Source organism: Labrys sp. WJW, assembly GCF_001676615.1.
Classification (GTDB): domain Bacteria; phylum Pseudomonadota; class Alphaproteobacteria; order Rhizobiales; family Labraceae; genus Labrys; species Labrys sedimenti.
The window spans coordinates 290,526-309,290 of the sequence record NZ_LYXZ01000018.1; the positions used below are offsets into that span (position 1 = coordinate 290,526).

Annotated in this window: 13 protein-coding genes and 1 pseudogene; 13 read left to right on the forward strand and 1 reads right to left on the reverse strand. The window is 61.8% G+C overall.

Annotated features, from left to right (window positions below):
* The first annotated feature begins 244 nt into the window (after positions 1 to 244).
* From BA190_RS13330 to BA190_RS13350, 5 genes and pseudogenes are all read left to right on the forward strand, one after another.
* Complete coding sequence (locus BA190_RS13330; RefSeq protein WP_082979705.1) at positions 245 to 1,060, forward strand: GntR family transcriptional regulator; 816 nt, start codon at positions 245 to 247, stop codon at positions 1,058 to 1,060.
* Between the two features lie 90 nt (positions 1,061 to 1,150).
* A pseudogene (locus BA190_RS37210) lies at positions 1,151 to 2,697 on the forward strand (putative N-acetylmannosamine-6-phosphate 2-epimerase).
* A gap of 25 nt (positions 2,698 to 2,722) precedes the next feature.
* Complete coding sequence (locus BA190_RS13340) at positions 2,723 to 4,066, forward strand: extracellular solute-binding protein (RefSeq protein ID WP_371260318.1); 1,344 nt, start codon at positions 2,723 to 2,725, stop codon at positions 4,064 to 4,066.
* Between the two features lie 155 nt (positions 4,067 to 4,221).
* Positions 4,222 to 5,085 (forward strand): carbohydrate ABC transporter permease, encoded by an 864-nt coding sequence (locus BA190_RS13345; protein ID WP_068287570.1) that lies wholly within the window; start codon positions 4,222 to 4,224, stop codon positions 5,083 to 5,085.
* Positions 5,082 to 5,912 carry a carbohydrate ABC transporter permease gene (locus tag BA190_RS13350; protein ID WP_068287573.1) on the forward strand — a complete coding sequence of 277 codons (831 nt, stop codon included), beginning with the start codon at positions 5,082 to 5,084 and terminating at the stop codon, positions 5,910 to 5,912. The genes BA190_RS13345 and BA190_RS13350 overlap by 4 nt, the downstream gene beginning before the upstream one ends.
* Positions 5,913 to 6,009: 97 nt before the next feature.
* Here the strand turns inward: BA190_RS13350 and BA190_RS13355 are convergent, their stop codons facing one another.
* Entirely contained in the window at positions 6,010 to 6,888 is an 879-nt protein-coding gene (locus BA190_RS13355; RefSeq protein WP_068287580.1) for a MurR/RpiR family transcriptional regulator, read from the reverse strand.
* Positions 6,889 to 7,007: 119 nt separating this feature from the next.
* Between BA190_RS13355 and BA190_RS13360 the strand changes: the two genes are divergently transcribed.
* The 8 genes from BA190_RS13360 (at position 7,008) to BA190_RS13395 (ending at position 17,936) form a co-directional block, all read left to right on the forward strand.
* Entirely contained in the window at positions 7,008 to 7,811 is an 804-nt protein-coding gene (locus BA190_RS13360; protein WP_068287583.1) for an N-formylglutamate amidohydrolase, read from the forward strand.
* 113 nt (positions 7,812 to 7,924) lie between these two features.
* A complete protein-coding gene (locus BA190_RS13365; RefSeq protein ID WP_068287585.1) occupies positions 7,925 to 9,517 on the forward strand; it encodes an amino acid permease in 1,593 nt (530 codons plus the stop codon).
* 99 nt (positions 9,518 to 9,616) lie between these two features.
* Positions 9,617 to 10,990, forward strand: a complete 1,374-nt coding sequence (locus BA190_RS13370) for a glutamine synthetase family protein (RefSeq protein ID WP_068287591.1) — start codon at positions 9,617 to 9,619, stop codon at positions 10,988 to 10,990.
* Between the two features lie 189 nt (positions 10,991 to 11,179).
* Positions 11,180 to 12,565, forward strand: coding sequence for an aldehyde dehydrogenase family protein (locus tag BA190_RS13375; RefSeq protein WP_068287594.1), 1,386 nt, complete (start codon positions 11,180 to 11,182; stop codon positions 12,563 to 12,565).
* A gap of 95 nt (positions 12,566 to 12,660) precedes the next feature.
* Entirely contained in the window at positions 12,661 to 13,827 is a 1,167-nt protein-coding gene (locus BA190_RS13380) for an iron-containing alcohol dehydrogenase (RefSeq protein ID WP_068287596.1), read from the forward strand.
* A 136-nt stretch (positions 13,828 to 13,963) separates the two neighbouring features.
* A complete protein-coding gene (locus BA190_RS13385; protein WP_082979706.1) occupies positions 13,964 to 14,857 on the forward strand; it encodes a phosphotransferase in 894 nt (297 codons plus the stop codon).
* A 388-nt stretch (positions 14,858 to 15,245) separates the two neighbouring features.
* Positions 15,246 to 15,953, forward strand: a complete 708-nt coding sequence (locus tag BA190_RS13390; RefSeq protein ID WP_068287603.1) for a hypothetical protein — start codon at positions 15,246 to 15,248, stop codon at positions 15,951 to 15,953.
* A gap of 723 nt (positions 15,954 to 16,676) precedes the next feature.
* Complete coding sequence (locus BA190_RS13395; RefSeq protein ID WP_068287606.1) at positions 16,677 to 17,936, forward strand: porin; 1,260 nt, start codon at positions 16,677 to 16,679, stop codon at positions 17,934 to 17,936.
* Positions 17,937 to 18,765 lie beyond the last annotated feature (829 nt).

Here is an 18,765-nt window from a genome sequence, read left to right on the forward strand (position 1 = left end):
CCGGCCTTTTCTTGTCGCCGATGCGTCAATCGAGATTGCGTGTTAGACAGGTCCAACGGGGCAAGAGCGACGCTGCGCACCGGTTTGCGGAAGTGCAGTCGCGCCCTTGCGATCGCGTTCATGCGAGCGCGGCGGGCTTGAGCGAGGATGCCTTGCCCGTTCTTTTCGCCGTGGCGCGCCTTTGCAATCGACGGCCGCTCCGCGATATCGCGCTGTGTCCTGGCCTGAAAATACCGGTGTATGCATGCCTTCATCTTTCTCGTCCGACCAGACCGCCGATCTTGCCGAACCGACGGAGAGCCCGGAAGTGGTGCGCCTGATCGAATATCTGCAGCGCAAGGGACGCTTGGAAGACGAAAGCCCTACGGCCCTGTATCGGCGTCTCCAGGAAGCTCTGCGCAGTGCCATTTCGGAAGGCATCGTTCCGGCGGGCGCCATGATCCCGGGTGAACGTGAGCTGGCCCTCCGCCTTGATCTGTCGCGCGTGACCGTGCGCAATGCCATCAAGGGACTGGTCGAGGAACGGCTGCTGGTGCAGCGCCACGGGGCGCGAACCAGTGTGGCGCTGCGCCTGGAAAAGCCGATGACGGTGTTCACCAGCTTCTCCGAGGACATGGAGGCGCGCGGCCGCGTGCCCGGCACGACCTGGCTGCGTCGCGAGGTCGGCGTGGCCGACACGGCCGAAGCCATGGCCCTGGGGCTCTCGCCGGGGGCACGGGTGTGCCGCCTGCACCGGCTCCGGCTGGCGGATCGCGTCCCGATAGCGATCGAATATTCGGTCCTGCCGGCAGAGTTCCTGCCGAATCCGGACCTGATCGAAGGTTCGCTCTATGTGACGCTCGAGCGGCGCGGCTGCCAGCCGGTGCGCGCGCTCCAGCGGGTCAGGGCCGATGTGGCGACCGCCCATGAGGGGCGCCTGCTCGAGATCGAGACGGGAGCGCCCATTCTCGAAATGGAGCGCCGCTGCTCGCTTGAAAACGGGCGGGTGGTCGAACTGACCCGCAGCCGCTATCGCGGCGATGCCTATGATTTCATGGTTGAACTGGCCCGTCGTGGCTGAAGCATGAATGATTTCGCAACTGGTATTAAACAGGTTGCATTCTGGTTCTATTGATGTCAGGCTTCCTCATCAGCAAGCGAGGAGCATTGGGTGGTATCCGCAGTTGAACGAGCGCTCGGTGGATTGATCGTGTCCTGCCAGCCGGTGATCGGCGGCGCCATGGACCGGACCGAGATCGTCGTCGGCTTCGCCCTGGCTGCCGTGGCGGGCGGCGCCGCGGCCTTGCGCATCGAGGGCCTGGCCAATGTCCGGGCCGTGCGGGCGGCAACCTCGCTGCCGGTCATCGGCCTGGTCAAGCGGGCCGAGGCAGACACGCCGGTGTTCATCACGCCTCTGCTGAAGGACGTCACGGACCTGGCGGAAGCCGGTGCCGACATCATCGCATTCGATGCCACGCAGCGCTCGCGCCCCGTCCCCGTGCCGGCGATGATCGCCGCCATCCATGCCGCCGGACGCCAATCCATGGCCGATTGCGCCGGCTTGGCGGATGCCGCCGCGGCCGTGGAGGCAGGGGCATCCGTGATCGGCACCACCCTGTCCGGCTATGTCGGCGGGCCGGTGCCGGAGGAGCCGGATATCGATCTCGTGCGGCAGGTCGTGGCTCTCGGCAGGCCGGTTTTCGCCGAGGGGCGCTATCGCACGCTGGCACAGGTGCAGGCTGCACGTCAGGCTGGTGCCGATGCCGTCGTGGTCGGTTCCGCGATCACCCGCCCCGAGCACATCACCAGTTGGTTCGTCGAGGCGGTAAAGTCGCCGTCCGCCCCATCCCCCTAGGAACGCCCATGCAGCGACGGCCCGTCCTTGCGATCGATATCGGGGGTACCAAGACCCTCTCGGCCCTGGTCGACGGCGATAGCGTGCTGGCGCAGTGCCGTGTCGAAACCGCGCGCGAACATGGCCCGCAGGCCTGGCTCGATGCCGTCGTCGCAAGCACAACCGAGTGGCGCGGGCGCTTTGCCGCGGCCGGTATCGCTGTCACCGGCCGGATTGCAGGTGGTTGCTGGTCGGCGCTGAACCCGGCCATCCTGCCGGTGCCGGATGGCTATCCTCTCGTGGCGGCTCTTACGGAGCGCCTCGGTGTGCCCGTCACAGCGGTCAACGATGCCCAGGCCGCCGCCTGGGGCGAATATCGCTTCGGTGCCGGACAGGGCGCCGACATGGTGTTCATGACGGTATCGACCGGCGTCGGCGGCGGCCTGGTCCTGGGCGGGCGCCTGCTGACCGGCCGCAACGGCTTGGCCGGGCATGTCGGCCAGATCCTGACCGATCTCATGGCAGGCGAGCAGCGGTTGGAGGATGTCGCGGCCGGTTCCGCCCTGGCGCGATTGGCGGCTGGCAGTGGGCAATGGCCCGACCCGCCGGCTCTGCTGGCAGCGGCCCGGGTTGGCAATGCGGCGGCAGAAGCCCTCGTTGACGGGGCAGCGCTCCCGCTGGTCCGCGCCGCCCGCTCCTTGCAGATGCTGGTCGATCCGGATTGCTTCGTCATCGGTGGCGGCCTCGGCCTGGCCGAAGGCTTCCTCGAGCGGCTGCGCAGTCACGCAGCGGCGCTTCCTACCCCATACCGTCCCGAATTCCGTGCTGCCGCGCTCGGCGCAGAAGCGGGACTGATCGGCGTGGCCGATCTCGTCGACCCATAATCAGAAAGCGCATCGGAGGTGGATCATGTTTGAGATGAAGCGAGGCCGAAGGAACAGATACAGAGCGCTGCTGGCCGGTCTGGCGCTGGCGCTGGCGGGCAGCACCAGTGCGCTGGCGGAGGTCACGGTCCTCGGCTGGCCGGGTGGGCCGGAGGAGACCGCCCTGCGTGCAACCGCCAAGGCCTATAACGAGCGCTCCGGCCTTGCCGAGGCCGACAAGGTCAAGCTGATCTTCTTCAACCGCGAGGGTTTCTGGGACAAATTGCAGGCCGATCTGGCGGCGGGGTCGACCGAATTCGATCTCAACCTGGTCGCCACCTATTCGCTCGGCAAATATGCGCCCTTCATGCAGCCGGTGGATCTGCCCGCCGATAGCGCCAAGGTCTTCGGCGAGAAGGTGCTGAAGACCATGCAGTTCGACGGCAAGCAATATGGCGTGCCGACCGACCTGTCCTTGCATTTCATGTATGTGCGCAAGGACTTGATGGAAAAGCTCCTGGCCGATGACGGCTGGAAGAAGACCTATGGCGAGATCGCCCAGAAATATCTCGGCAAGCCGCTGCAGCCGGTGAAGCCGGACGAATGGACCTGGGACGACTATGCGGCGACGGCCCTGTTCTTCACCAAGAGCATCAATCGCGCCAGCCCGACGCGCTACGGCACCGTGCTGCAGATGAAGAACCTGCTGTTCAACATGATGGTGTTCCAGACCATGGCGCGCTCCTATGGCGCCGATTGGCAGGACGCCACCGGCAAGATCACGGTGGATTCGCCCGCCTACCGCACCAGCCTGGAGCTCTACAAGAAGCTCTATGATGCCGGCGCCAGTCCGAAGGATTCGCTCTCCTACGAATATGCCGAGGCCAATGCCGCCTTCGGTGCCGGGCAGGTCGCCACCATGCTGCAATGGAACGCTGCGGCGGCCGATCTCGACAATCCGGCCAAGAACGCCGTGGTGGCAGGGAAGATCGATGCGCTGGCTCCGCCGAAGGGGCCCGAGGGGCGCACAACCCATATCCACGGGCTCGGCTTCGGCCTCAACAAGGCCTCGACCCACAAGGATGGGGCGGTCAAGTTCCTGACCTGGCTCGCGGGGGCGGAGGCGATGAAGATCTATGCCGAGGCGGGCGGTTCGCCGGCGCTCGATGCCAGCCTGACATCCTCCCTGCCGAAACGGCCCGATCTTGCCAAGATCGGCGACTTCGCCGGCCAATACGGTTTCGTGATGACGGGCGGCACCTCGGCCGGTGCCCTGCAGGTCTATGAGGCCCAGGCCAAGAATTTCACCGGCTACTGGGCGGGGCAGGCCAATCTTGATGCGGCGCTGAAGGAAACAGCTGCCAAGATGCAGGAATTGTTGAAGAAATAACCGTTCTTCTTGCGCGGGGCGATAGCTCTGACCATCGCCCCGCATAAGGGACTCGTTCAGGGGGAGCAAGGCGGCTGCAACAGGCGGAGCAGCATTTGCATGCTGCCTGCCGTTATGGCCGCCCTGTCGAGCGGCCTCTGTCCGGAGACAGCCTGATGGCGCTCGCCAAGAGCAAGACACCCTATCTGCTCATCGCCCCGATGACCGGATTCCTGATCTTTCTGGTGGCGCTGCCGCTTTGCATCGACATCGTCTATGCGCTCTCGAACGTGACCTTCGAGACCCTGCGCAGCCCGAGCCTGCAAGGCTTCGGTAATTTCCTCATCGTGCTCCAGGATGGCGCCTTCTGGAAGGCCATGGGCTTTTCCCTGAAATTCGCCATTGGCGCGTCGATCGCTCAGATCCTGCTTGGCCTGTTTCTCGCCATCTTTCTCAGCCCGTTATTGGCCAAGCGTCCCTGGCTGATGGCTGTCCTGATGCTGCCGATGATGCTGGCCCCAGCTCTGGTCGGCCTGATGTATCGCCTGGTGCTGCAGGAATTCGTCGGCGTGATCCCCTATTATTTCCTGCTCTTCACCGGCGACAGCCCGGCCTTCCTCAGTCCGGACAACGCCTTCACCACGCTGGTGACCATCGAGGTGTTGCAGTGGACGCCCTTTGCCCTGCTGATCCTCTATTCGGCCTATCAGGCGATTCCTATCGAGATCCGGGAGGCGGCCGCCATCGATGGCGCAGGCTATTTCCGCAGGCTGCGCTGGATCGACCTGCCCTATATGGCGCCGGCCATCGCCATCACCTTTTTCTTCCGTTTCATCGACAGCTTCCGGGTGTTCGACAATGTCTACGTCCTGACCGGCAGCGGTTCCGGCGGCAGCACGACCACCATCAGCATCTACATCTACGAAGCCTTCTTCCGCGGCAGCAATATCGGGGTGGCCGTCGCGGCATCCCTCATCCTGCTGGTGATGTCCTATGCCGTGGTGGCGGGGTTGATGAAGCTGGCGGAGCGCCGCGCATGACACGGCTTCTCACCCTGCTGCGCTGGATCGTCTTTGTCCTCGCAGCCTTCGCGCTGAATTTTCCGCTGATCGCCACCCTGATCGCGGCCTTCAAGGGCGAAGCGGAAATCGCCGAGAACCCATCCCTGCTGATCGAGGCACCGACGCTGGAGAACTTCGCCAAGGTGCTGGAAATCTCCGACCGTTTCGACATTGCGCACTATTTCGTCAACAGCCTGATTGCCGCCTCACTGGGCTCGCTTTTTGCGATTCTGCTCAGTTTTCCGGCAGCCTATGCCATCGTACGTCATGGCATCGGCCAGCGCTGGCTGCTGCCCGGCGTGACCAATCTGCGCGCCATCCCGCTGATCATCTTCTCCATTCCGATCTATTTGATCTATCAGCGCCTGGCCCTGCTCGACACCCGGTTCGGGCTCGCCCTGATCCTGTGCCTCGTCAACCTGCCCCTGGTGCTGGTGCTGATTGCCAACGCGATCAGGGACCTGCCGATCGAGATCGAGGAGGCAGCGTTGGTCGATGGTGCGAGCACCTTCTACGTGTTGTGGCGGGTGGTGCTCCCCTTGACCGCGCCGGCCATCGCCTCCTCGCTGATCCTGGCCTTCATCTATGCCTGGAACGAATTCCTGTTCGGCCTGATGCTGACCACGCAGAGTGCCGTGCCGATCACCGTCGGCGCCTCGTTCTTCTTCGCGGCCAGCGGTGGCGGGGTGCAATGGGGCACGGCGGCGGCGGTGATGATCCTCTCCGTGCTGCCGCCTCTGCTGCTCAGCCTGCTGGCCTATCGCTATATCGGGCGCTCGCTGACCGCCGGTGCCGTGAAGGGCTAGAGTGTTTTCCAGAGAATTTGATAGGCATTTCGATTAAGAAAGCATTTCAAAACAAAAGGTTAGAGCAAAGTGCAATTCGGAGAAATCGCACTTTGCTCTAACCCGGGCGCTGGCTGTTCTTGCGCAGGATCTCCAGGGCTTCCATGCGGGCCTTGGAGAGATCCCACAGCGTCTTGGTGGCCGCGGACATCAAGGCCTCGATGATCGCCAGGATCGCCGCGTTGGAATCCCAGTTCGACGGCACCCCCGTGCGTGCCGAAATGACATGGCGGGCAAAGCGGGCGATCGGCGACAGCCATTGGTCGGTGAACAGCACAATGGTTGCGCCGCGCTCGGTTGCCTCCTGCGCGAGGAGCACGACGTCGTCCTGGTAACGCCGGATGTCGAAGACGATCAGGACGTCACGCTTGCCGAAATCGATGACCTGGTCGCGCCAGGTTGCCGCCTGTCCCTCCACCAGCGTGACATCGGGGCGGATGACCCTGAGATGGCGCACAGTATAGAGCGCCACAGCTTCGGTGAGGCGGCCGCCAACGACATGCAGCCGGCGTTTGGTGTCGGTGATGATCGCGAGAATCGCATCGAACTCGGTTGGCGCCATCGCTTCGAAGCTGTGGGTGATGTTGGCGACCACCGCGGCGGCGAAGGCGGAGAGCGGAGATGCATTGGCCTGCTCCGGGGCCTGCTTCATCAGCGGCGACTGCAACTGCGCTTCAAGCTCGTCCTTGAGATGACGCTGGAAATCGGCATAGGCGCCGAAGCCGAGCCGGGCGATGAATCGCAGGATCGAGGGCGCGGAAATGCCGGCGCGCGAGGCAAATTGCGCAACGGTTTCAAGGCCTGCGAACGGATAGTTCGACAAGAGGACATGGGCGGCGCGGCGCTCCGTGGGGGTCAGCGAACCGAGCTTGCCGCGGATGGTCGTCGCCAAGGTCTCATCGCTTGCCGTGGCCGCCGCGTCTGGGCTTTTGGTCATCAGGCGACTCCCTCTGGAAAAGCGAGAGTGGAAGGTGGACACAATTTTCACAATTGACAAGTCGGCTACGGCTGTACTCAAAATAACACTCAATACAAAAACAAGCTCGGACGTAATGAATGTTAGAATCGCTCGCCGAGAGAGCCGCCGGAGGGACATCGGACGGGGAAACCCAGCCCGAAACCGCTATCCTGGACAATGGTCGGGGTAGGGGAGCCTATGTCCTCGTCTGCGAGCACGCCTCCAACTTCGTTCCTGCGCGTTATGGCAAGCTCGGCCTGTCCGACGCCGACCTGCAACGCCATATCGCCTGGGATCCCGGCGCCCTCGGCGTTGCCCGTGCGATGGCTCGCGAACTCGATGCGCCGCTGGTGTCCTGTGCCGTCAGCCGCCTCGTGATCGACTGCAACCGCGATCCTTCGGTCTTCGATGCCATTGCCCTGAAGAGCGAGGACACGATCATTCCCGGCAATGTCGATCTCAGCGAGGCCGAGCGCGCGCGGCGGGTGCATGAGGTCTATGAACCCTTCCATGCCGGGGTTGCCGCCGCGGTGGTGGCCAAGCGGCTGGACGGGCCTGCGGCCGTCATCGGCATTCACAGCTTCACGCCGGTCTACAACGGCACCCAGCGCCCCTGGCACGTCGGTATTCTCTTCGATCGCGACGAGAGTTTGTCGGGACCAATGATTACAGCTCTGCGCGAGGACGCAGACCTGGTGGTCGGGGTCAACGAGCCCTACAGCCCGGGGGATCGCGTCTATCACACGCTCGATCGCCATGGCCAAAGCCAGGGCCTTCCCAGCGTGATGATCGAAATCCGCAACGATCTTCTGGCAACGCCGAATCAGCAGGAAGAATGGGGCATGAAACTTGCTACCATCCTCAAGCGGATCGGGCTGCCTGGGGACGATTCGCCAAAATGAGAGAGCCGGAACGCCGGCCGGAAACGACAGCAGTGTGAAAGGCAATATCCATCGGTCCAATGTCTATCGGTCCAATGTCGACCGATCCTGGACCATAAGTCGGGGGACTTTCTATGAGTGGATCGACTGACGAGGACGTCAAAGTCCTCCATTCCATGGGGTACGCGCAGGAATTGGCGCGCCGCATGGGCGGCTTTTCGAATTTTGCGATTTCCTTTTCCATCATCTGCATCCTGGCGGGCGGCATCACTTCGTTTCCGCTGGCGATGGGCACCGGCTCCGGCTTCGAGGCGACGATCGGCTGGGTCATTGGCGGCGTGTTTGCCTTGGTGGTCGCCGCTTGTCTCGGGCAGATCGGCTCGGCCTATCCCACGGCGGGTGGCCTCTATCACTGGTCCTCGATTCTCGGCGGTCGCGGCTGGGGCTGGGCAACGGCCTGGATCAACCTTCTCGGCCTGATCTTCGTGGTCGCTTCCGTCAATGTCGGCGTCTGGCTGCTGTTCAGGGATCTGGTGCTCTCGGGCGTCTTCCATGTCGACGTCACGGCGTGGACTTCCGTGACCACCGATCCCTTGCCGTCGGGTATGACGGCCGAACAGGCAGCGGCAATCAATAATTCCGCCTATACCGCGCAGGTCGTTGCGGTTTGCCTGATCACGCTGGTCCAGGCTCTGATCAACCATTTCGGCATCAAGCTCACCACGCTGCTGACCGATTTCTCGGGCTATCTCATCCTGGTGATTGCCGTGGTGCTGACCTTGACATTCCTGGGCTGGGGCGCTGGCTGGGACTTCTCGCGTCTCACCACCTTCGTGAACAACACGGGTGATCCGGGCGGCAATTACGTGCCCGAGGCACGGCCTGCCTTCATCGCCTTCCTGGTCGGTCTTCTCTATCCGCTCTACACCATCACCGGGTTCGACGCTTCGGCGCACACTTCGGAGGAAACCCAGAATGCCCGCGTGGCCGTACCCAGGGGCATGATCCATTCGGTGTTCTGGTCGCTGGTGTTCGGCTTTGCGATGGCCGTGTCCTTCGTGCTGGCCAGCCCGGATCTGGCCCAGACCGCCAAGGACGGCGGCGCCGGCTGGTTCAACCTGTTCAACAACCTGCCCGCGCCGGGCTTGCTCAAGGATGTCCTGGCCATTGGCATCGTGCTGGCCAATTTCATCTGCGCCCTGGCTGGCCTGACTTCGACCTCGCGCATGATCTATGCCTTTGCCCGTGACGGCGGCCTGCCAGCTTCCGGCATCTGGAAGGGCGTGAGTCCGACCTGGCGCACCCCGGTGGCGGCGATCTGGCTTGGAGCGGTGCTCTCGGTCGCCGCGACGCTCTATTCGCCGGCCTTCGCGGCGCTGGCGGCGGGCTGCGCGCTGTTCCTCTATGTCTCCTATGCCATGCCGATCGCTGCAGGCCTGCTGGCGGAGGGCAAGACCTGGACCGAGTTCGGACCCTTCCGCCTCGGCATCTGGTCCAAGCCTCTCGGCGCGATCGCCGTGCTCGGCGTGCTCGTCCTGATGTATGCCGGCATCCAGCCGCCCTTCGATATCCTGATCAACTACGCCATCGGCCTGCTGGTGCTGCTGCTGGTGTTGTGGTTCGGCATCGAGGCTCGCCGGTTCAAGGGCCCGCCGATCGGCGGCGACATCGCCAGGCGCGCCAGCGAGATCGCCGAGGCCGAGAAGGCGGTCGGCCAGAGCACCTGATCGCAACGACGGCCGGTCCTGGTCGCTGCCGGGGCTGGCCGATCGAATGCACTGAACCATCCATCAAGAATAAATTTAGAGAGACGGAACCAGCGGATCATGGCGAACCCAGCGAGACCAACCAATGCGGCCGAGGCGATCGCCTATGTGCGCGAGCACGGATTTTCCGATGTGAAAGTCGGTGTCTTCGACATAGACGGCGTCTTCCGCGGCAAATACATGGCTCGCGAGAAGTTCGAGAGTGCGCTCGAAAAGGGTTTCGGCTTCTGCAACGTGGTGCTGGGCTGGGACTCGAACGACCAGCTCTACGACAACACCTCATTCGCCGGATGGCACAATGGCTATCGCGATGCCGAGGCCCGTTTCCTGCCTGAGACCATGCGTGTCATCCCGCTCGAAGACGGCATGCCACTGTTCATCGGCGAGTTCGCCGGCGAGGCCGAGGCCTATTGTCCGCGCGGCACGCTGCGCCGGGTGCTCAAGCGAGCCGCCGACATGGGCTACAAGGTCTCGGCTGCGGCCGAGTTCGAGTTCTTCGTCTTCGACGAGACCCCGCACAGCGTGCGCGAGAAGCGCTTCCGCAATCTGAACAACATCACGCCCGGCTTCTTCGGCTATTCCATGCTGCGCGCCGGCGTGCATGCCGATTTCTACCAGGATCTCCTGCAGATGTGCCGGGAGATGGACATGGAGATCGAGGGGCTGCACACGGAGACCGGCCCCGGCGTGCTCGAGGCCGCGCTCAAGGTCGACGAGGCCCTGGCCATGGCCGACAAGGCCGCTCTGTTCAAGACCTACACCAAGATCCTGGCGCAGAAGCGCGGCTGGATGGCCACCTTCATGGCCAAGTGGTCGCATGACTGGCCGGGGCAGTCGGGGCATCTGCACGCCTCGCTGTCGAGCCTGAAGACGGGCAAGGGGCTCTTCCATGATCCCTCCAAGCCGCATGCGATGTCGGACGAGATGCGCTGGTTCGTCGGTGGCCAGCAGGCATTGATGCCCGAATTGCTGGCAATGATCGCCTGCACGGTGAATTCCTACACCCGCCTCATCCCGGGCTTCTGGGCTCCGACGGATGCGAGCTGGGGTGTGGAGAACCGCACCTGCGCGCTGCGCGTCATTCCCGGTTCCGAAAAGTCCCAGCGCGTCGAGTATCGCGTCGCTGCCGCCGACATCAATCCCTATATCGCGCTCGCGGCGGCAATCGGCTCGGGCCTGTGGGGTATCGAGAACCGCATCGAGCCCGACGCGCCGGTGCAGGGCTCGGCCTATGACAAGAAATTTCCCAAGGCACGCCAATTGCCGCGATCGCTCTGGGATGCGGCCCAGCGTCTCAAGGCTTCCAAGGCAGCCCGTTCGCTGTTTGGCGATGCCTTCGTCGAGCATTATGCCGCTACCCGCGAATGGGAGGAGCGTGAATTCCGGCGGACGATTTCGGATTGGCAGCTGGAACGCTACTTCGAAATCATCTAGATGTGATCACAAAAGCAACCAACGCCTGATCGTCGGCTGCTTTGAGCGGGAGGATTGTACGGAGTGCTCGCGGATGGTTGGCGCCATTGCGATCACGATGAGGCAATTCCCATCTAATTCGCGTGGCGAGCTCGAACTGCCTCGCTACGCTTGCAGGAACGGCATACGAGCTGCCGGAGGTTCTCAATCATGTCCGATATCGTCTGTATCTCTCCCATCGATGGCAAGGAGCTGGTGCGTCGCCCGGCGGCCAGTGCCGCCGAGATCGACGCGGCGCTGGCCGCGGCCCGCAAGGCCCAGAAGGAGTGGCGCCGGCTCTCCATCGAGGAACGCAGCGCCTATGTCCTGAAGTTCCTCGACGCCATGCTGGCGATGAACCAGGAAGTCGTGCCGGAGCTCGCCCAGCAGATGGGTCGGCCGGTGCGCTATGGCGGCGAATTCCGCGGCTTCGAGGAGCGCGTGCGCTATATGGTGCGTATCGCCAAGGACAGTCTGGCGCCGGCCATTCCCGATGACGACCGCCCCGGCTTCAAGCGCATGATCAAGCGTGAGCCGCTCGGCCTGGTCTTCGTGGTGGCACCCTGGAACTATCCGTTCATGACGGCGGTCAACACCGTCGCTCCGGCCCTGATCGCCGGCAATGCCGTGATTCTCAAGCATGCGGCGCAGACCATCCTGGTCGGCGAACGCTTCCAGAAGGCGATGGATGCGGCCGGCCTGCCCAAGGGCGTGTTCCAGAACCTGGTGCTGACGCATGAGCAGACCAGCGATATCCTGGCCAAGGGGCTGGTCGACCATACCAATTTCACCGGTTCCGTCGCGGGCGGCCGTGCCATCGAGAAGGCGGCTGCCGGCACCTTCATGACCCTGGCGCTCGAACTCGGCGGCAAGGACCCGGCCTATGTGCGGGCCGACGCCAATGTCGAGCACGCGATCGAAAACCTGGTGGACGGTGCCTTCTTCAATTCGGGCCAGTGCTGCTGCGGCATCGAGCGCATCTATGTGCATGAGAGCCATTACGACCGCTTCGTCGACGGCTTTACCAATCTCACCAGCCAATATGTGCTCGGCAACCCGCTCGAGGAAGCAACGACGCTCGGCCCGATGGCGAATGTCCGCTTCGCAGACTGGGTGCGCAAGCAGACGGCCGAGGCCCTGGCCAAGGGCGCCAAGGCCCATATCGATACGTCGAAGTTTGCGGCCAACGCCGCCGGCACGGCCTATCTCGCCCCGCAGGTCCTCACCAATGTCGATCATTCCATGTCGGTGATGATGGAAGAGAGCTTCGGTCCCGTCGTCGGCATCATGAAGGTGAAGTCCGACGAAGAGGCCGTCGCCCTGATGAACGACTCGCCCTATGGCCTGACGGCGGCGATCTGGACCCAGGACCTCGACGCGGCCGAGCGTATCGGTGGCGAGATCGAGACGGGCACCATCTTCATGAATCGCTGCGACTACCTCGATCCCGGCCTGACCTGGACCGGCGTGAAGGATACCGGCCGCGGCACCGGCCTCTCGCGGCTGGGCTACGACTCGCTGACCCAGCCCAAGAGCTATCACCTCAGGACGATCTGACCTGGTGTGCCGGTCTTCAGACCGGCATTGTTCTCGACCCGTGCCGGTCTGAAGATCGGCACACCGAATCCCGCCCCACTTCCCGGACCCCGCCCATGACCACGACGTCCCCCCGCGCCAATTGGAGCTACCCCACCGCCATTCGCTTCGGCGCCGGCCGCATCTCCGAGCTGGCGGAAGCCTGCAAGAGCGCCGGTATCACCGCGCCGCTGCTGGTGACCGACCCGTTCCTCGCGACCCAGAAGATGACCAAGGACGCGCTGGAGAGCCTCAGGGCGGCCGGCCTGCATGCTGCCATCTTTTCGGACGTGAAGCCGAACCCGATCGAATCGAACGTCTATGCAGGCCTGGAAGTGCTGCGCAAGGGCGGGCATGACGGCGTCGTCGCCTTCGGTGGCGGCTCCGGCCTCGATGCCGGCAAGGTCATTGCCTTCATGGCCGGCCAGAAGCGGCCGATGTGGGACTTCGAGGACATCGGCGATTGGTGGACCCGGGCCGATCCCAACGGCATCGTGCCGATCGTGGCGGTGCCGACCACGGCGGGCACGGGTTCTGAAGTCGGCCGGGCAGGGGTGATCACGCAGGAGAAGACCCACACCAAGAAGGTGATCTTCCATCCCTTGATGATGCCCAAGGTGGTGATCTGCGATCCCGAACTCACTGTCGGCATGCCCAAGCATATCACCGCAGGCACCGGGCTCGATGCGCTGGCCCATTGCCTGGAAGCCTATTGCTCGCCCTTCTACCATCCCATGGCCGAGGGCATGGCGGTGGAGGGCGTGCGCCTGGTCAAGGAATTCCTGCCGCGTGCTTATAAGGACGGCACGGATCTGGAAGCCCGCGCCCATATGATGTCGGCGGCGGCGATCGGCGCCACCGCCTTCCAGAAGGGACTGGGCGCCATCCACGCGCTCTCCCATCCGGTCGGCGCGCTCTACGACACCCATCACGGCCTCACCAATGCGGTGTTCATGCCCTATGTTATCGCCTTCAACAAAAAGGCGGTGAAGGAGAAGATCGAGCGGCTGGCCGCTTATATCGGATTGAAGCCGCGCTATTCGGCGTTCCTCGACTGGACATTGGCGTTGCGCGAGGAACTCGGCGTGCCCCACACGCTGGCGGGCCTCAAGGTCGACGACCAGAAATTCGACCTGATGTCCAAGATGGCGCCGAAGGATCCGACCGCTGGCGGCAATCCCGTCACGCTCACCAAGGCTGGCGCCCTCAAGCTCTATCGCAAGACGCTGGAAGGGGCTATCTAGCCTGATCTGGCGGTGCTCGGCGGGGTGGCGGTGACTTTCCGCCTCCCGCGACGGGGCGCTGACAACGGTACAGCAAGGCGCGTCACTCGCATGCGCTTTGCCTTCGGCGTGAAGGGATGGCCGATCCCGAGGCGCTATGTCTGAAACTGTCATGCCGAGCAAGCTCGATCACCACGAACGCCTCGCAGCCTTGCCCTTGTGGGACGGTACCATCGCCGTCGAGCCAATTGCGGGCGGGCTGACCAATCGAAATCTTTTGGTTACTGCGCGGCACGGTCGCTTCGTGGCTCGTATTGCCGGCGACAATGCGGCGCACGACATCGACCGAGCGGCCGAGCAGGCAGCCACGCGTGCCGCGGCTGCAAGCGGGCTCGGGCCCGATGTGGTCTGGGCCGAGCCCGGATTGATGATCCTGCGTCATATCGAGGGGCGCACCCTCGGCGGTGCCGATTTGCGCGATCGGACCCGACTTCGACAAGTGCTGGCGTTGCTGGACAGGATCCGGCGGGCGTTGCCGGAACACTATCGGGGACCCACGCGCGACAGAAGCCCGCTCGCCATCCTCGAGGGCTACCTCCAGAGGCTGTCTGCGGAACCCAATCGTTGGCAGCAAGCCGCCGGTCGCTACCGTCCGTTGCTCGACAGTCTAGCTGCACGACTTGCCGACGTGCCTGCCGGCTTTGCCCATAACGATGTCCATGGCGATAACATCATCGACGATGGCCAACGCCTTTGGCTGGTCGATTGGGAATATGCCGGACGTGGCCAGCCCCTGGTCGATCTCGCCAGCCTCTTCAACAATGCCGGCTTGGACGGCGGGATGCCCCATGACTGCCTTACCGATTGGCTGGGGCGTCCGCCGACGGGCGAAGAGACACAAGGTTTCATGGCCATGCGTCTGGCGGCCGCCATGCGCGATCTGTTCTGGGGCTATGCCCAGGACGGCCTGGTGGCAGGCCAGCCGGGCAAACTCGACGGCTATATCGCCATCAACGAAAACCGAGTGCGCGCCGCTGCCGCGGGCCTTTGATCATCCGACCTTCTGCCCCAGGCGAGATGGCGTTCGGCGTCTTACATGCAAGCCGATAGTTCTGTTTTTGCCATTTGTTTCATTTGTAAGAAGGTCGCGAAGAAGGTGCCTATTTACCGCTTCACTATTAAGTGATGTCCGCGTGAGTTCGATGATTTAACGTTGTATGGCGAGGTTGTTTTCGCTATCTGTCAAATAAATATATTTGATTCTGTGTGTGCAATTATTAGAAATGAGAAAATTTGTAAATTCAACTTTTGGTTGAGTTGTCGAATTGTAAAAAATTGTAAAGTTATTCTAGGATTATATTGCGGGTGATGTCGCGATGAAAAGGACCAGTATTCTTATCGCTTGTGTCTGTGGAAATCGTTTTGTCGATATCGATGCCGTGCGCTCTTTTCTCAGCATTGCCTTGGACCTGAAGGAGCGGAAGGTCGAGGTCGACTTCCTCGGGCAGTCTGGCATCCCGCATCTGGAGCATGCGCGGAACGCGGTCGTCAGCTATTTTCTCGAAGGTCGCAGCGACTATCTCCTTTGCCTGGATTCGGACATGGAGATATTGCCCAAGACGATCGGACGATTGCTCCAGTTCAGCCAGCTTCACGACAAGCCGTTCACGGCCGCGCCCTATGTGTCGAAGGGCTACGACAATGAGAAGACCAGCAGGGTTTTCGCCCGTGATCTCGACGATTTTCACGCCGCCGCGTCACGCTGGAACGTCGTGTTCGAGGATCCGCAGGCGCTGACGGGGCAGGGGCGGCTGGAGGTGCGCAACGGCTTCGCGCGTGCCATACGTGTCGGGGCCGGCGCCATGTTGTGCCGTCGCGACATGCTGGAGACAATGGTCGCCCATTGTCGCGACCAGGGCTATTCCTATCACAATGTGCCGTTCCGCCTGTTTCCGCTGTTCAACATCCCGGTGGTGAACGGCGAGGCGGTCGGCGAGGACTATGCTTTTTGCGATCGTTGGCGCGCTTGCGGCGGTGAGCTTTGGGTCGATACCACGGCAACCATCCGGCATAATGGCCATCATTCCTATCGGGGCAATCTCGCAGAGACGCTCGACCTGCGCAGGCGTGCTCTGCCTCAGGTTTAGTTGTTCACCTCGGGGTTCGACTGAAGGCTGACGCAGCCTTCTCAATCAATCGCTCTGACGTTCGGGTTTGAACGCGTCGTTCTCGAAGCATCGGGTAAGAGCCCGTCGAATTTTTCTGGAGCTTCTCTTCCGCCTATAGGACAGGGCGGCAAGGGGCCCGGGCCTTGTCCTCCATGAAGCACGTTGTGGCGAGATAAATGCTCACGCGAAACTTCAGTGCGGTGACTGTCGTTCAGTGCTGGTCGCAATCGGCCGGGATCGCGACGTAACGCGTCCGCTTGGCCATTCCTTCAGCGTGCACTCGCTAAAGATGTATCGCTTATTTTATGTAACTTTCAGTATATATCCTATTTATTATAGCAACCAAACTTATGCGTGCAATAATTTTGGCATTAATTCGGCATATTTGTGAGAGTTTATGCCACTTCTTAAAGTTGATATGGTTGAACTAATGCAACTTAAGATTGATTTTTTGACGATATGACTCTGGTTTGTAGAAAAAGTTGTGTCTTTTGGGTGACATGTATTGGGCAAAACAGTGTGTGTGCCTTGGATTTGGTCGTTTTCGCGTTGTGGATCGACGGCGACTGCCGCACTGTCACTTTCAACGATTCACGCAATGGGTCGTCTCCGGGCCGCCGCCAGAGGTTGGGGCCGGGGTCTCGCGAGCCGGTCGGAGAGGTCAAGTTTCCGACCGAGTAAAAATGTCTTGGAGGTCATCTCATGACGATGAAGTCAGTTCTTCTCGGCGCCGCCGCCGGTATCGCCGCCATCGGCGCTGCCCAGGCCGCCGATCTGCCCATGACCAAGGGCGAAGCCGTTGAATATGTGAAGGTCTGCTCGGCCTTCGGTGAAGGCTTTTTCTACATTCCCGGCACCGACACCTGCCTGAAGATCGGCGGTGAAATCCGCGCCAAGTATTATGCTTTCGGTGGCACAGGCTTCAGCCGCAACGACAACCGTTCGGCTTTCGATACCCAGGCCCGCGTCTGGTTCGATGCCCGCACCGAGACCGAATGGGGCCTGCTGCGTTCCTACTTCCAGATCAACGCTGACTCCAACCGGCTCGTGGGCCGCGGCGGTGGTAACGGCACGCGGAATGACTTCACCATCGACAAGGCCTTCATCCAGTTCGGTGGCCTGACAGCTGGTTACGCCCATTCGTTCTTCGGCTTCTACGACAACGAATATGGCGATACCCTCGAGGGCAATTACTACGCCGAAGTCAGCACGGTTAACCTGCTCGCCTACACTGCCCAGTTCGGCGGCGGTTTCAGCGCCACGCTGTCGATCGAAGACGGCCGCGATCACCGCGTAGTCAATAATACTTTCGACAACTTCGTGGATCAGGGCGGCCAGCAGGTGCCTGACGTCGTTGCTCAACTCCGCTGGGATCAGAGCTGGGGTTCTCTCGCTGTTCAGGCGGCGGGCCATCAGTTCCGGTCGGCGCAGCTCTTTGACGATGCTGGCAATCCCGTTGCCAGCCCGCGCAAGAACAAGTTCGGCTACGCAGTCGGCGCCACTGGCTTGATCAAGATCCCTGCGATCGATGGCTGGTTTGTGGTTGAAGGCCAGTACGCCGACAGCGCTCTTGAATATCTTGGCGCCAACAACACCTTCATCGCACAGTCCGACTACTTCACGAATGCGGCGGGACGGATTGATGGTGGCAAGGGGTGGTCGATCACCGGTGAATTGGGCGGGCATATCACGCCGCAATTGCAAGCCGTTCTGGTCGGCAGCTATATCGACACTTCCTATGACCGTCTTAACACGACTGGTGACGGCGGGATCAAGGAGTTCACCATCAGCGGCAACCTGACCTACACGATCGTCAAGGGTCTGAAGGTCGCCGGTGAGCTTGGTTACACCCACGGCAAGATCGACCATGGTACGATTGACAGCCCTACCAATCCGAAGCTGGATGGGCGTGACAGCTATAACAATTGGCTGGCAGGCATGCGCATCACGCGCCAGTTCTGATCATTCAGTTCGAATATTCGAGGAAGGGCCCGGCAAAAGCTGGGCCTTTCTTTTTTGAGCGAGATATCTAGGTCGCCTTGTGGATGTGCGGCACGGTCAATCCTCTCTTGCGATGATCGACATATGTTAGTCGCACCTGTCATAGGCATGATCCCGTTGCGGGCGCTTCAGGCACCCCTACAGATACAGATGATCGTCAAGGGCGCTGGGGCGATACCGCGATTGTCTATTAGGGATGATGGTGTCGTGGGTCCCGTCGCTGGTGCTGCAATGCAAGCCGAACGGGCTTTCCGGTCACGCCAGCCACTATACCTATACCCATTCCAATCTTCTCCGCCGAGACCAATGGCCGTAGGTCATAACGAGCATCAGGGCAGAACAGCGAACCCCAAGCCTGCGCCATTCAGCGGATGGCGGATTCAGTGTGGCCGATTCTTCCATGTGAGATTCGCCTGCATCTCGCCTCGGCCGGGCGCGAGAAGATAGGTAATTCGGCGGTTGGGATTGCACCAGGTGATGCTTTCGCGGGAGAGTATCGATTGGAATGGTTGGTCTACCAAGGTGCGAAGCGATCTTGTTTCCCCTGAACCTCCCGGAACTCTACCCGCGAACAGCCAGGTGCCGACCCTAGCCTCATACAGCGAAATTAAGTCATTGGGTGCGAAAGTGGCCGGAAAAGGCCGAATTTTCGCTGAAATTGCCCCCAATTGTGGCGAGAATGCTGCGTGTGTCCTTTTTGCTACACAGCTTTGCCAAAATGTTACGACCCCAGGTTGCTAGGTGTAATCGCTATTGTACAACCAGAGGCAGTGAAGCAATGTCATGACAA

Bases quoted from the DNA above. Each gene is read 5' to 3' on its own strand.
- BA190_RS13365 (WP_068287585.1), top strand. From the start codon at position 7,925: ATGAGTGGATCGACTGACGAGGACGTCAAAGTCCTCCATTCCATGGGG.
- BA190_RS13330 (WP_082979705.1), top strand. From the start codon at position 245: ATGCCTTCATCTTTCTCGTCCGACCAGACCGCCGATCTTGCCGAACCG.
- BA190_RS13340 (WP_371260318.1), top strand. From the start codon at position 2,723: ATGTTTGAGATGAAGCGAGGCCGAAGGAACAGATACAGAGCGCTGCTG.
- BA190_RS13350 (WP_068287573.1), top strand. From the start codon at position 5,082: ATGACACGGCTTCTCACCCTGCTGCGCTGGATCGTCTTTGTCCTCGCA.
- BA190_RS13345 (WP_068287570.1), top strand. From the start codon at position 4,222: ATGGCGCTCGCCAAGAGCAAGACACCCTATCTGCTCATCGCCCCGATG.
- BA190_RS13360 (WP_068287583.1), top strand. From the start codon at position 7,008: ATGTTAGAATCGCTCGCCGAGAGAGCCGCCGGAGGGACATCGGACGGG.
- BA190_RS13355 (WP_068287580.1), bottom strand. From the start codon at position 6,888: ATGACCAAAAGCCCAGACGCGGCGGCCACGGCAAGCGATGAGACCTTG.
- BA190_RS13385 (WP_082979706.1), top strand. From the start codon at position 13,964: ATGTCTGAAACTGTCATGCCGAGCAAGCTCGATCACCACGAACGCCTC.
- BA190_RS13395 (WP_068287606.1), top strand. From the start codon at position 16,677: ATGACGATGAAGTCAGTTCTTCTCGGCGCCGCCGCCGGTATCGCCGCC.
- BA190_RS13370 (WP_068287591.1), top strand. From the start codon at position 9,617: ATGGCGAACCCAGCGAGACCAACCAATGCGGCCGAGGCGATCGCCTAT.
- BA190_RS13380 (WP_068287596.1), top strand. From the start codon at position 12,661: ATGACCACGACGTCCCCCCGCGCCAATTGGAGCTACCCCACCGCCATT.
- BA190_RS13375 (WP_068287594.1), top strand. From the start codon at position 11,180: ATGTCCGATATCGTCTGTATCTCTCCCATCGATGGCAAGGAGCTGGTG.